Annotated in this window: 10 protein-coding genes; 9 read left to right on the plus strand and 1 reads right to left on the minus strand. The window is 60.9% G+C overall.

The genetic code is table 11. The features are described from left to right. Window positions 1–9 precede the first annotated feature (9 nt). The 8 genes from exbB to exoR all read left to right on the plus strand — a co-directional run bounded on the left by exbB (window position 10) and on the right by exoR (window position 11,061). Window positions 10–1,002 (plus strand): tonB-system energizer ExbB, encoded by a 993-nt coding sequence (gene exbB / locus M728_RS06550; protein ID WP_026623277.1) that lies wholly within the window; start codon window positions 10–12, stop codon window positions 1,000–1,002. A 6-nt stretch (window positions 1,003–1,008) separates the two neighbouring features. Further along, window positions 1,009–1,434 carry a TonB system transport protein ExbD gene (gene exbD, locus M728_RS06555; protein WP_034884620.1) on the plus strand — a complete coding sequence of 142 codons (426 nt, stop codon included), beginning with the start codon at window positions 1,009–1,011 and terminating at the stop codon, window positions 1,432–1,434. Window positions 1,435–1,671: 237 nt separating this feature from the next. Beyond that, complete coding sequence (locus M728_RS06560; RefSeq protein WP_026623276.1) at window positions 1,672–2,331, plus strand: protein-L-isoaspartate O-methyltransferase; 660 nt, start codon at window positions 1,672–1,674, stop codon at window positions 2,329–2,331. Window positions 2,332–2,613: 282 nt separating this feature from the next. Then, complete coding sequence (gene tolC, locus M728_RS06565) at window positions 2,614–3,978, plus strand: outer membrane channel protein TolC (protein ID WP_026623275.1); 1,365 nt, start codon at window positions 2,614–2,616, stop codon at window positions 3,976–3,978. A gap of 227 nt (window positions 3,979–4,205) precedes the next feature. Further along, the gene (locus M728_RS06570) at window positions 4,206–5,009 is read left to right on the plus strand and encodes a PopZ family protein (protein WP_026623274.1); all 804 of its coding nucleotides are present in this window, start codon (window positions 4,206–4,208) and stop codon (window positions 5,007–5,009) included. A gap of 278 nt (window positions 5,010–5,287) precedes the next feature. Continuing rightward, on the plus strand, window positions 5,288–8,128 hold the full coding sequence (locus tag M728_RS06575) for a valine--tRNA ligase (RefSeq protein ID WP_026623273.1): 2,841 nt from the start codon (window positions 5,288–5,290) through the stop codon (window positions 8,126–8,128). Window positions 8,129–8,567: 439 nt separating this feature from the next. After that, window positions 8,568–9,818 carry an OmpP1/FadL family transporter gene (locus M728_RS06580; RefSeq protein WP_026623272.1) on the plus strand — a complete coding sequence of 417 codons (1,251 nt, stop codon included), beginning with the start codon at window positions 8,568–8,570 and terminating at the stop codon, window positions 9,816–9,818. 436 nt (window positions 9,819–10,254) lie between these two features. Beyond that, window positions 10,255–11,061 carry a two-component system ChvIG regulator ExoR gene (gene exoR, locus M728_RS06585; RefSeq protein ID WP_026623271.1) on the plus strand — a complete coding sequence of 269 codons (807 nt, stop codon included), beginning with the start codon at window positions 10,255–10,257 and terminating at the stop codon, window positions 11,059–11,061. A 30-nt stretch (window positions 11,062–11,091) separates the two neighbouring features. Here the strand turns inward: exoR and xth are convergent, their stop codons facing one another. Next, complete coding sequence (gene xth, locus M728_RS06590; protein ID WP_026623270.1) at window positions 11,092–11,883, minus strand: exodeoxyribonuclease III; 792 nt, start codon at window positions 11,881–11,883, stop codon at window positions 11,092–11,094. Between the two features lie 185 nt (window positions 11,884–12,068). Between xth and M728_RS06595 the strand changes: the two genes are divergently transcribed. Continuing rightward, window positions 12,069–13,532, plus strand: coding sequence for a phospholipase D-like domain-containing protein (locus M728_RS06595; protein ID WP_026623269.1), 1,464 nt, complete (start codon window positions 12,069–12,071; stop codon window positions 13,530–13,532). Window positions 13,533–13,605 lie beyond the last annotated feature (73 nt).

The following is a 13,605-nucleotide window of genomic DNA, read 5'->3' on the forward strand; positions in this document are numbered from 1 at the left end:
AGGAACAAGATGGCGAACCGGATCCGGCCGAAGTCGAACCTGTTGCTGGCTACGACGCTGGCTGTTTTCCTCGCCGGCCCGGCCGGGACCTGCTTTGCGCAAACGGCGCAACAGCCCGCAGCCGCAGTTGCCGAGCAGCCGGCCACGCCGACCGGAACGGCGAACGCTCCCGGTCTCGATCAGCCCAATGCAGCGCCTGCGGCGCCTGCCCAGCCTGAGGCTACCGAGATGACGGCTGCGGGGGGCGAGCCGATCCTTCCACACGACCTTTCGCCGGTCGGCATGTTTCTCGCGGCCGACATCGTCGTCAAAGGAGTAATGGTGGCGCTGGCGCTGGCCTCCGTCGTCACCTGGGCGATTTTCGTCGTGAAGACGCTGGAGCTCGCTCACGCGAAATCGCGGCTCAAGCGCGCGGTCGAGATCCTGACTGGAGCAAACGGGCTGGCCGAATTGGAGCAGAAACTTGAACGCCGGGCCGGCGTAGCCGCCGACATGGTCGCCGCGGCAATCGACGAAATGGCGCGCTCGGAGGCTGTCCTGGACCATGCGCCGGCAGCCGGCATCAGAGAACGCGTCTCTTCGCTCTTGGGCCGCATCGAGACTCGTGCCGGAAAGCGCATGAGCGCAGGCACAGGAATTCTTGCATCGATCGGTTCCGTCGGCCCGTTCGTGGGCCTCTTCGGTACGGTTTGGGGGATCATGAATTCCTTCATCGGTATCAGCAAGGCTCAGACGACCAACCTCGCGATCGTCGCGCCTGGTATCGCCGAGGCACTGCTGGCAACGGCAATCGGTCTGGTCGCAGCGATCCCGGCCGTGGTGATCTACAACTATTTCGCCCGTTCGGTGGGGGGCTACAAGCTGGTGCTGGCCGATGCCGCGGCGGCTGTTGAAAGGCTGGTAAGCCGTGATCTCGATCACTGCCAGGTCCGCCGGACGCAGCCACGCCGGGAGGGCAGCTTCGCCCACGGCAACGATGCTTCGATAGCCAGGATCGGGTGAGCTGCCATGGCGGGAAGAATCTCGGAAGGCAGTGGCGATCTTGACGAAAACAGCGAGATCAACGTCACGCCCTTCATCGACGTCATGCTCGTGCTGCTCATTATCTTTATGGTGGCCGCGCCGCTCGCAACGGTCGATATGAAGGTCGATTTGCCGCAATCGGTCGCAAGACCTACGCCACGGGACGACAAGCCGGTTTTTGTGACGCTGAAGGCCGATCTCTCTCTCGCGGTCGGCAATGAGGAGACGGCCCGCGAGACCTTCGTTTCGGAACTCAAGCGGATCACGAACGGCAACACGGAGACCCGCGTGCTCCTGCGCGCCGATAAGCTCATCGACTACGGCGAGCTGATGACGGTAATGAACCTCATACAGAATGCCGGCTATGGCAAGATCGCGCTGGTCGGGCTCGAAGCCGCGCCCGGCGGCTGACGCTGCAAACTCGGCGGCGGCCCTGGCTGCATCGGGCGATCTTCACAAAACTTTTCGCTTCCGACCGCCGGCCCATCCAGCTGGCGGATTCCTTTTTGCGCGTGCAAATACCGCAGTCGCTTGAAACCGACCGTGCGGCGAACTATGAGCTTTAAGCAACAGGCTCTCAGCAGCCTTACGCAAGATCGCGCGGATATCCCATGCAGCGGTGCCGCGCCCATCCCACGAGGCAGTGTCATGAACTTCGAAGCAGCGCGCATTAAGATGGTGGACAATCAGATCCGGACGACGGATGTGACTTCCCACTCCGTCCTGTCTGCTTTCCTGTCCGTCCCGCGCGAGGAGTTCGTGCCCGCCAAGATGCGGGAGCTGGCCTATATCGATGCGGATATCGAGCTCGCCGGCGGTCCTCAGCGGCGTTACCTAATGGAGCCCTCACCATTGGCGAAACTCCTGCAGCTTGCCGAGATTTCGAAGTCGGACGTCGTCCTCGAAATCGGTTGCGGCACCGGCTACGCGTCGGCATTGCTGTCGCTGCTCGCCGGCTCCGTCGTGGCGCTGGAGAGCGACGGGACGCTGGCCGCCAGTGCTACTGAAACGCTGGTTCGCCTGGGCTACGACAATGTTGCGGTGGTGGCCGGCGATCTCGAGAAGGGATATGCGGCAGAAGCTCCCTACGACGTGATTTTCATTAACGGCGCCGTCGAGATCATACCTGCGGCTCTGTTCGAGCAGCTTCGCGATGGCGGCCGTCTCGTCGCCGTTGAAGGGTTTGGTAACGCATCGCGTGCGAAACTCTATGTGCGCGAATCGGGTAGGACGTCGGAGCGAGCGGACTTCAACACCGCCGTGAAGCCGCTCCCCGGATTCCGCCGCGAGCAGTCTTTTGTGTTTTGAGGTGCCTCTTATTGAGGCAGCTCAGTATATGAGTGTTGAAGCAAAAACTGCAATGTTGCCAATCGGCAACGTGTTACCTGTTTCTTTTTGAAATGCCCGTGTGCAGCGTCAGTGCGCAGTTGTCGTAAGACCGAATCCGGGGTTCAAAAGAGCATGACGTGGTGATTTGCCCGCCAACGGGTGGCGCGGGGCCTCACTGCAGTGTTTACACGGGGGTCGCCCATCGGGCCGACTTGCTGAAAATACGGGGCCGCAAGGCTGCCCCGGCTGATCGGAGGGAAGATGGTGTCGATTGTCCGCAAAGCAGCCTTGTGGGCGGCTGTCTCGGCCAGCGTGTTACTCGCGCCGCATGCCGTGCTGGCGGAGACGATCTTCGGGGCAATGGCAAAAGCCTATGCAAATAACCCGGATCTCAACGCCGCACGCGCCGGCTTGCGTGCGACGGACGAAGGGGTTCCGATCGCGAAGGCCGGCTACCGGCCGCAGATTTCCGCTTCGGCGACCGGTACGCTGACACGCGTCGACGCCGAACGGACGGGAACCCGCGACTTTCATAGTGGACAGATCGGGATCTCCATCACGCAGACAATCTTCGACGGATTTCAGACGCTGAACAACGTCAAGGCGGCCGAGTCGACTGTGTTTTCAGGCCGCGAAACATTGAAGGCCAATGAGATCCAAATTCTCTTATCTGCCGCGCAGTCCTACGCCAATATCGCCCGTGATCAGCAGATCGTCTCCATCCGCCGTCAGAACCTGGCCTTCCTCCGCGAGCAGTTGAACGCCGCACAGGCACGCCTCGACGTCGGCGAAGGCACGCGCACCGACGTGAGCCAGGCGGAAGCAGAACTCGCCAACGCCCAGTCGCTGCTCGTCGCCGCGGTTGCACAATTGAAGCAAAGCGAAGCGGTCTATGTGCAGATCGTCGGCGTGGCACCCACGGGCATCAGACAGCCGGGACCGGCCTCGAAGGCTATGCCGAGATCTCTCGATCAGGCCGTGGCAACAGGCCTACGGGAGAATCCTCAGATTCTCGCGGCGCAATATGCCGTCGATTCTGCTGGGTTCCAGGTGAAATCGGCGGAGGGGACGCTGTTGCCAGGTGTCGTGCTCCAGGGAGCCGTCACGCGCAACACGGGCAATGTCAGCACCGACAACACTACGGCGAGCATCACCGCCCGACTTGAAGTGCCGATCTACCAGGGTGGTGCGGAGTACGGTCAGGTCCGCCGGGCGAAAGAAGTTCTGGGGCAGCAACGCATCATGGTCGATTCGGCGCGCGCGTCGGTGCAGCAGACCGTTGTTACCGCGCATGCCCAACTTGAGTCCGCTCTCGCTCGAATCACCGCCAGCAGGTCGCAGATCGCTGCCGCCAACCTCGCCCTCGAAGGCGTCATTGAAGAGCGCAAGGTCGGCCAACGTACGACCCTCGACGTGCTCGACGCGCAGCAGGACGTTCTCGACGCGCAAGAGTCGTTGGCTGGAGCGCAGCGCGATTCCGTCGTGGCAAGCTATGCCTTGCTTGCGGCGATGGGCAGGTTGACCGTAAAGACTCAGGGTCTGCAGGTGGCAGAATACCGCTCGGAAGAGCATTACGAAGCCGTCAAGGACAAGTGGATCGGCTTGCGCACCGTCGACGGCCGTTAGACCTAAGACCAATTCTGCAATCACGAACACCGCGCAACCGCGAGGATGCGCGGTGTTCGTTTTCTGTTGGCAGGCCGGGCATCTGCCCCGAAAAACAAATCTGTGCAAGAATTTCCGGAGCTGATTCGCGACGTATGTTTCGTCGGCGAACTCACTTAAGGTTTGTTCGAAATCGGCACACGGGAGGCTTCGTACCCCGTGCTCGTCCGTAGCAAACGAGGATTGAAATGGCACAGCTCAACGTCGCGCGTGAACCTTCGATGGATGAAATCCTGGCATCCATTCGCAAGATCATCGAGAACAACGAGCCTGGCCCGGCTGGATCGTCCCTCCACCAGACCTTCGAGGACGCAGCCGAAGATGAGATCGAATTGACGATCGATTCGGAAATCGAAGCTGCGGCCTTTGGCTCGGAAGAGCCGCTGCCGGCGGCAAGTTCGGCGTCCGCCGCGCCAGGCGGCGCGACGACGGGCGGTTCACGCATGGATGTCCCGGCCTCGCCGCCGTCACCGCTTTCCCTCGCCGATGTTGCGGCGAGGGTGAGGGCGGCTTCCGAGCGTCACGCGGTCAATCACTTTTCGAGGGAGCAGCCGGAAACGGAGCAGGCGGAGTCGTCCCCGGCTGGTCCGGTGGTCACCTCCCGGATTGCGAGCGTTTCCGCTACGGCAAGCGCGGCGACGACCGTGTCAGCGGAAAGTCCAGTGAGCGGCGTCCCGCCACGCAGTGTCGCGCCGGCGCCGATCACCGCCGAGCCGCCGACCGCATCGCATTCAGCGCCCGTGGAGGAGCTGCCGGAGGTCGACGGTCCGGCTGGCGCGATCGTTTCCCCGGCCGTTAGCCGTCAGGTGGCGCGCGCCTTCGACGACTTGGCCCATGCGGTCGAGAACGGACCGAAACGTTCCTTCGACCAGATCGCCGAGGCGATGCTGCGTCCGATGTTGCAGGAATGGCTGGATGACAACCTGCCTACGCTGGTTGAAAAACTGGTGCGCGAGGAAATCGAACGCGTCGCACGCGGACCTCGCCGCTAACGTGCGCCAAAATCCCGCCCGGAGCTATGCCGCTTTCGGCTCGAGGCGGCGACTCGAGCACGGTCCGGGCTCGTTCTGCGCTCCATTGACATGATCCGGCGATCGGTGCCCTGATATCGGCCGTGGCGATTGTGAATTAACTGATCCCATTTCGTCCGGCGCTGCTAAGATGAGGCCGCCTTCGTAACCGCCGCGGCTTTTTTCCCGTTTGTGTTGACTTGCGCAGGGCCTTCCGGTTTACAAACGCTGACATCAATCTCCAAAAAATCGGTCAAAGAATGCTTGATAAGACCTACGATTCCGCATCCGTCGACCCGCGCATCGCCAAGAAGTGGGACGAAGAAAACGCGTTTCGTGCAGGCGCGGGCGCCAAACCCGGCGCAGAGACCTTCTGCATTGTGATCCCGCCGCCGAATGTTACCGGCTCGCTGCACATGGGCCATGCGCTCAACAACACGTTGCAGGACATACTGGTGCGCTTCGAGCGCATGCGCGGCAAGGATGTGCTCTGGCAGCCGGGCATGGACCATGCCGGCATCGCCACGCAGATGGTTGTTGAACGGAAGCTGATGGAAGTGCAGCAGCATCGCCGGGAGATGGGCCGTGAAGCCTTCATCGAGAAGGTCTGGGAATGGAAGGCCGAGTCCGGGGGCCAGATTTTCAATCAGTTGAAACGGCTCGGCGCCTCCTGCGACTGGTCGCGCGAGCGCTTCACGATGGATGAGGGCCTTTCCGAGGCGGTCATCGAGGTCTTTGTCAGCCTCTACAAGGAAGGCCTGATCTATCGCGACAAGCGCCTGGTCAACTGGGATCCGAAGCTGCAGACGGCGATTTCGGATATCGAGGTCGAGCAGGTCGAAGTCAACGGCCATCTTTGGCACCTGCGGTATCCGCTCGAAGAGGGTGTCACATATAAGCATCCGATTGCCTTCGACGAGGACGGCAATGCCACCGAGTGGGAGACGCGCGATTATCTGGTCGTAGCCACGACGCGTCCGGAAACGATGCTCGGCGATACCGGCGTCGCGGTACACCCGGATGATGCGCGCTACAAAGGGATCGTCGGCAAGCATGTCATCCTGCCGATCGTCGGCCGCCGTATTCCGATCGTCGCGGATGAATATCCCGACCCGACGACCGGCACCGGTGCGGTGAAGATGACCCCTGCCCACGACTTCAACGACTTCGAGGTCGGCAAACGCCGGGGGCTTCGTCAAGTAAACGTCCTGACGGTGGATGGCCGGATCACGATCAAGAACAACGACGATTTCCTTGAAGCACTCGATCATCCCGCAGCGCTGCACGGCGCCTGGGATCAGTTGGAGGGCAAGGACCGGTTTGAAGCGCGCCGGCTGATCGTCGAGATACTCGAAGCCGCGGGTCTCGTCGACCACATCGAGCCGCACAAACACGTGGTTCCGCATGGCGACCGCGGCGGCGTGCCGATCGAGCCGCGCCTGACTGAGCAATGGTACGTCGACGCCAAGACGCTGGCAAAGCCTGCGATTGCATCCGTCCGGGAGGGCCGGACCACTTTCGTCCCGAAGAGCTGGGAAAAGACCTACTTCGAATGGATGGAGAACATCCAACCCTGGTGCATCTCGCGCCAGCTCTGGTGGGGCCATCAGATCCCCGCCTGGTACGGACCCGATGGCCAGATCTTCGTCGAAAGAACCGAGGAGGAGGCACTGCATGCGGCCATCCAGCACTATCTCGCGCATGAAGGGCCGATGAAGGCCTACGTCGAAGACTTGCTCGAAAACTTCAAGCCGGGCGAGATCCTGACGCGCGAAGAGGATGTTCTCGACACATGGTTCTCCTCGGCGCTCTGGCCGTTCTCCACGCTCGGCTGGCCGAAGGAGACGCCGGAACTCGAAAAGTATTATCAGACCGATGTTCTGGTAACGGGCTTCGACATCATCTTCTTCTGGGTCGCCCGCATGATGATGATGGGCCTTCATTTCATGAAGGACGCGGATGGTACGCCGGTCGAGCCGTTCCACACGGTCTATGTCCACGCGCTCGTTCGCGACAAGAACGGACAGAAGATGTCGAAGTCCAAGGGCAACGTCATCGATCCGCTGGAACTGATGGACGAATATGGGGCCGACGCGTTGCGCTTCACGCTCGCGATCATGGCGGCCCAGGGGCGCGACGTGAAGCTCGACCCCGCCCGCATCGCCGGCTACCGCAATTTCGGCACGAAGCTCTGGAACGCGACGCGCTTCGCCGAGATGAACGGTGCTACGAGCAGCGAGGGCTTCATTCCCGAAGCCGCATCGCTGACGATCAACCGCTGGATCCTCACGGAACTGTCGCGCACCATTCGCGACGTGACCGAGGCGATCGAGAGCTATCGCTTCAATGAAGCGGCCGGAAGCCTCTATCGATTCATATGGAACCAGTTCTGCGACTGGTACCTCGAGCTGTTGAAGCCGGTCTTCAACGGAGAGGACGAGGCGGCCAAACGCGAGTCGCAGGCCTGTGTCACTTATGTGCTGGACGATATCTATAAGCTGCTCCACCCGTTCATGCCGTTCATGACCGAGGAACTTTGGGAAAAGACGGCCGGTCCGGGCCGAGAGCGCGAGACGCTCCTCTGCCACACGGAATGGCCGGCCGCCTTCTACGCGGACGACGCGGCCGCGGACGAGATCAACTGGTTGATCGATCTCGTCTCGGGTATCCGCTCGGTTCGTGCGGAGATGAACGTCCCGCCGGCGGCAATGGCGCCGCTGGTGATCGTCGGAGCGAAAGGCCTGGCGAGCGAGCGGCTCGACCGGCACGTCTCGGCGATCAAGCGCCTGGCGAGGGTGGAGAGCGTCGAGCACGCGGCGGCAGCGCCGCGCGGCAGCGCCCAGATCGTCGTCGGCGAGGCGACGGCCTGCCTTCCGCTTGGCAACCTGATCGATCTTGCGGCGGAGAAGTCGCGCCTCGAAAAGGCGATTGCGAAGGTGGAGGTCGAGCGCGAGCGAATCCTTGGCAAGCTCGCCAACGAAAAGTTCGTCGCGAATGCGAAGCCCGAACTGGTCGAGGCCGAACGCGAGCGGCTCGTCGAACTCGACCTGCAAAGGGACTCGCTTGGGGTCGCGCTCAGCCGCGTATCGGAAGCAAGCTGAACGACTGCAACTACTCGAAGAGGTGCAATCCGCGGTAGAGATGCCGCGGATTTTCTATTGTTCTTACAGTTTTTGAGTCGACGCTCCTTGTAGTGACCGGCGCGACAATACACGCATGGGTTTTGCCGGGAGTTTTTCAACGGCGCAGGCAGCGGTTCGGTGGTAAAAAGGGATGTTGTTGTTCTGACGTCACACTTTGTTGAAGTAGCAGAATTTTTTTCTGCGCGATGGTGGAAATCTACTGCGCAATAGGAATACATTTCCAAGCCTTGTCGAATTGTGGCTATATCTTGGATTTCTTACGTAAATTTGGTGACCGGTTTCGTCCAGTTAGCCATCCGTCGGGCCGTTTGCCATTTCACGCAATCGTGAGGATACTTTCCTCAAGCGCGACACGAGGTGGAATCGTCGCATACCTGAAATGCAGGGGAGGAGCTTGATGGCTCATGGTGGACTGAAAAAGGGCGTTCTGGTAGCGCTTGCCGGAATGCTCGTTGCGTCGGCTGCGCAGGCGGGAGGACTTGAGCGCAGCGGCTATAATATCGATCTCTTGTTCGATCCGTCGGATTATGCGGCCGAGGCGACGGCGACCTATGTCAATCCGCAGCGTGAGCTGAAGAATGTCCGGGACACGAATACCGCGAACTCAAATCCAGCTGCCGGCACCTTCGGCGGCGGTAATCTGAACTACCGACCTAACACAGCAGATGACACGGAAAGTTATTGGGCGCCCCGCATCGGCGTAAAGGCTGCTTTGGGTGACAGCATTGACTGTATGGCGGACTACTCGCAGCCTTGGGGCGCCCACACCAATCCCGGCAAGAATTGGGCTGGCGCCAATAACAACATCGAGACGAAGGTCGAAAGCGACAACTATGCGACCACGTGCTCCTATAAATGGCAGATGGGGCCGGGGTTCTTCCGGGTCATAGGCGGTGTCTTCTACCAGGAAGTAAGCGGCTTCAAGGAGCGGCTCGTCCAGGATTTCACCTTCTTTCCCCCTCCGTTTTCAAGTCTTTCCGGCGTTGGTAGGCTTGAACTCGAGGACAGCGGTTGGGGCTGGCGTGCGGGTGTAGCTTACGAAATCCCGGAATACGCAATGCGGGCAAGCCTCGTCTACAACAGCGCCGTCGACCTGGATAGTTTGACTGGCTTCATCGACCTGCGTGGGATAGGGCTCACAAAGTATGATGTTCACGGGTCGGCCTCAATGCCGGATTCGCTGGAGCTCAAGGTGCAATCCGGTATTGCTCCAGGATGGTTGGCTTTCGGATCCGTCAAATGGACCGACTGGAGTCAGTTGCAAGTGCTCAGGTTCGTCCCCGATGAGCCGGCCCCAGGAAGATTCCCCACCAGTCTCGATCTCCTTTATCGCGACGGCTGGACCATCACCGGCGGCATCGGCCACAAGTTCAACGATCAGTGGAGCGGCGCAGTCAGCCTGACTTGGGACCGAGGCACAAGCCACGGCTACGGCACCCAGACCGACACTTGGCTGCTCGGCACGGGTGTTTCCTATACGCCCACGCAGAACGTGGAAATTCGCCTTGCCGGCAGCGCCGGCATCATGACCAGCGGCAGCTCTGGTGCGGTTAACTTTAACGGCGAGGTGATCGGCGATGACGTTTCCTACGACTTCGACAACGACTTCGTCGGGGCGATCTCGACGTCGTTAAAAGTCAGATTCTGATCAGCGCGATCGACTGCTCAAGGCCCGGTCTTCGCCGGGCCTTTTTTGTGGCTGAGGGCCGCGTTTATAAGCGGTTGTGAATGTGACGATTCAGCAACACATTTCTTACTATGGTTTGCTAGTATCCGGGCTTGGTCGATTATGTCCATTTCCCGCCACAAAATGAGAGCAGCGATTATAGCGACAAAATGTCCTCGAGTTCCGTGCCCGCGTTTGAGGTGAAGCGAGTTTTGTGTGCCGTCATGACATCCCCCAGCAATTGGCAGAGCGCGCTCAGCCCGGGCGAGCCGGTCCTGCGCAGGCTGGCCTCGCGAGAAATTCGCAGCGGGGATGAACGGCCGGCGTCGTTCCGCGGAGCGCCGCGTAGCGCACGGGTTGATGTTTGCAGCGATGTTGGATCCGGCACGGCCGGCCGGGACGAAAGAAACTGATTGTTATGCGCGCGGGTGAGTTCAAGTCGCTGAGAGTTGCGGTACTGGGTATGTCGCTAGCCGTAGGCACAACCGCTGCCGGGCCGGCCCGAGCCTTCGATCCGGGGGCTGGCGTCACTAAAGAGTCGGGGCCCTTCGCCCTCTTCAAGTTCGGCTTTTCCGCGTACAAGAACGGCAGGAAGGATGAGGCGGTCGAGGCTTACCGCTATGCCGCCGAAAAGGGGCATACAGGTTCCCGCTGGGCGCTTGCCAACATGTACGCCTATGGCGACGGCGTCGCGGAGAATGACCTCGAAGCCTTCAAGATCTATAGCGAAATTGCTCAACAGGGTGTCGAGCCGGGTTCGGAAGACACGGGATATTTCGTCAACGCGCTCATCTCGCTTGCGGGCTACTATCGGCGCGGCATTCCCGACAGTCCCGTGCAGGCGAATCTGCAGCAGGCGCGGCAGTTGTATTTTCAGGCGGCGTCGACGTTCGGCGTTGCGGAGGCTCAGTTCCAGCTCGCGCGTATGCTGCTTTCCGGCGAAGGCGGCGCCGTCAATGTCCAGCAGGCCAAGAAGTGGCTGAACCGCGCGCGCAAGAACGGTCACGCGGGCGCCATGGGCCTCTTCGGCAACGTCCTCTTTCAGGAGGGGCAGACTGTTCGCGGCCTGGCTTACATGACGGCAGCGCTCGACCAGTGTTCGCCAAAGGAGAGGCCTTGGCTGCAAGCGATGCAGGAGCAGGCCTTTTCGCTCGCCACCGAAGACGACCGCCGGGTCGCGATTGCGATGTCGCAAAACATGCATCTTCAGGCAGACGATGATTGATCCGCCCGGCCCGCTCGTGCCGTTCTCTGCCTATGCCGGCTCGAATTTGAATGCGGCCGTTACCGGCACGTGATCGGAGGGCTTCTCCCAGGACCGGACGTGTTTCTCGATCGCGATCGAGACGAGCTTATCGGCGGCCTCCGGCGACAGCATCAGGTGGTCGATGCGGATGCCGAAATTCTTCTGCCAGCAGCCAGCCTGATAGTCCCAAAACGAATAGAGCGGCACTTCGTCCGAGGCGGCGCGAACGGCATCCGTGAAGCCGAGGTTGCGCAGGCGCCGGAAAGCGGCGCGCGTTTCGGGCAGGAATAGCGCATCATTCTGCCAGACTTTGACGTCCCAGCAGTCGTGCGCTTCCGGAATGACGTTGTAGTCGCCGGCCAGGATGAGCGGCTCCTCGAGCAGCAGCCTTTGTTCGGCAAAAGCAGTGAGGCGCTGCATCCAGCCAAGCTTGTAGGTGTATTTCTCCGTCGCCACCGGGTTGCCGTTCGGCAGGTAGAGGCAGCAGACGCGGATCGCTCCGCCGTTGACGGAGAACACACCTTCGATGAAGCGGGACTGCTCGTCGGCTTCATCCCCCGGTAATCCGCGATTGACCTCGTCGGGCCTGATCTTGGAGAGCAGGGCGACGCCGTTGAAGCCTTTCTGACCGTGGGTTTCCACGTGATAGCCAAGCGCCTCGATTTCGTTGCGCGGAAACGCGTCATCGACGGATTTGATCTCCTGCAGACAGGCGATATCCGGATTGGATTCCCTGAGCCAGGTGACGAGACTGTCGACCCGCGCCTTGACGCCGTTGATGTTCCAGGTGGCGATCTTCATTGGGCAGCCTTGCCTCCCATGACGGTTGAGTCTCTGCAGTCGGTTCGTTCTAGCGGCTGGAAATTCTTTTGACAAATCCGCGACCTGCCACTCGCGGCGGTGACCAGGCCATGGGCTTCCCGGCCCGTGATGGACCTCGCGGCGGCCGAATTGATTCCGCTCGCCGTCCGTCTATAGTCCCGCGCATGATCGCGTTCATCGAGAGTTACTGGCCGCATTTTCTGGCTCTGCTGTCGTTCGCCTTGGGCGTCCCGGCAATCATCCATGCAGCGATGACGAAAGACGATGTGCGTGCGGCCGCCGGCTGGGTCGGGGTCGTCCTCCTCTCGCCGGTTATCGGCGCGCTCATCTACGCGGTAGCGGGCATCAACCGGATGCGCCGCTCGTCCATCGGCCTGCAGCGCTCGCTACTGCGATCGACCGAGCGCGACCCGTTCGGGCGTTTCGATATCACGCATGACCAGGTGATAGCCCGTTTCGGACAGCGCTTCGCGGCGATGAAGATGCTCGGGGATCGGGTTGCGCGCTTTACGATGTCGACGGGAAATCAGATCGTCATGCTCGAAGGCGGCGACGACGTCTACGCGGCGATGCTCGACGAGATCTTCGCCGCGCGCCGCAGCATCCTTATCGAAAGCTATATCTTCGACCGTGATCCAATCGGCCTACGATTTGCGGATGCGCTGATCGCCGCCGTCAAGCGCGGCGTCAGCGTGCGCGTTCTCATCGACGCTGTCGGGGCGCGCTACTCCGTGCCGAGCATTGTCGGCTATCTGAAGGAAGGGGGGGTGCCGACTGCCGTCTTCAACGGCAACATCATCATGGGCCTGAGATTGCCCTATGCCAATCTCAGGACCCATCGCAAGATCATGGTGGTCGATGGGGCGGTGGCCTTCGCCGGCGGGATGAACATTCGGGCCGGTTTTTCTGCCGAGCTCGCGGGTACTGCAGCTTCCTTTGACACCCATTTCCGTGTGACCGGACCTGTCGTCGCGGACATCTTCCAGGTCGCGGCGGAGGACTGGCAGTTTTCGAGCGATGAGGTGCTGACGGGTGACGCCTGGCGGCTCGCCGACCTCCCGGAGAAGCCGGAGGTGCCGTCGGTGTTGATGCGCGCCGTTCCGTCGGGCCCCGACAATACCAACGAGACGAACCATAAGATGCTGATGGGGGCCTTCTCGGTCGCGCGAAAGCATATCCGGCTGATGTCGCCCTATTTCCTACCTGACAAGGAATTGGTCAGCGCGTTGGTGACGGCGGCGAGGAAGGGAGTCGAGGTGGATATCATCGTCCCTGCCGTCAACAATCTAACGCTCGTCGATCGCGCGATGACAGCGCAGTTCGATCAGGTGCTGAAAGGCCACTGCCGGGTCTGGAGGGCAAAGGGCGCCTTCAACCATTCCAAGCTGATGGTTGTCGATGATCGGTGGGCCTATGTCGGTTCGACCAATCTCGATCCGCGTTCTCTGCGCCTCAATTTCGAGTTCGATCTCGAAATACTCGACGATGGATTCGCGCGCACAATCAGCGACAAAATCTGGGCCATTCGCGCAACCGCCGAAGAGGTGACTCTCGCCGGCCTTCGAGCGGAACCCCTCGCAAACCGGCTGGCAAATCGCCTGCTCTGGCTTGGCTCGCCTTATCTTTAGGAAAAGAATCACGCCGCGGCAGACTACAGCGCCATGCGTCTTTTCAGACGCACAAAGGACGCTGTAGCGCTTT

The organism is Ensifer sp. WSM1721, from assembly GCF_000513895.2.
GTDB lineage: Bacteria > Pseudomonadota > Alphaproteobacteria > Rhizobiales > Rhizobiaceae > Sinorhizobium.

Excerpts from the sequence above, each read along its gene's own strand:
- exbB (WP_026623277.1), top strand. The coding sequence starts at position 10 with ATGGCGAACCGGATCCGGCCGAAGTCGAACCTGTTGCTGGCTACGACG.
- exoR (WP_026623271.1), top strand. The coding sequence starts at position 10,255 with ATGCGCGCGGGTGAGTTCAAGTCGCTGAGAGTTGCGGTACTGGGTATG.
- M728_RS06575 (WP_026623273.1), top strand. The coding sequence starts at position 5,288 with ATGCTTGATAAGACCTACGATTCCGCATCCGTCGACCCGCGCATCGCC.
- M728_RS06595 (WP_026623269.1), top strand. The coding sequence starts at position 12,069 with ATGATCGCGTTCATCGAGAGTTACTGGCCGCATTTTCTGGCTCTGCTG.
- M728_RS06560 (WP_026623276.1), top strand. The coding sequence starts at position 1,672 with ATGAACTTCGAAGCAGCGCGCATTAAGATGGTGGACAATCAGATCCGG.
- M728_RS06570 (WP_026623274.1), top strand. The coding sequence starts at position 4,206 with ATGGCACAGCTCAACGTCGCGCGTGAACCTTCGATGGATGAAATCCTG.
- exbD (WP_034884620.1), top strand. The coding sequence starts at position 1,009 with ATGGCGGGAAGAATCTCGGAAGGCAGTGGCGATCTTGACGAAAACAGC.
- tolC (WP_026623275.1), top strand. The coding sequence starts at position 2,614 with ATGGTGTCGATTGTCCGCAAAGCAGCCTTGTGGGCGGCTGTCTCGGCC.
- xth (WP_026623270.1), bottom strand. The coding sequence starts at position 11,883 with ATGAAGATCGCCACCTGGAACATCAACGGCGTCAAGGCGCGGGTCGAC.
- M728_RS06580 (WP_026623272.1), top strand. The coding sequence starts at position 8,568 with ATGGCTCATGGTGGACTGAAAAAGGGCGTTCTGGTAGCGCTTGCCGGA.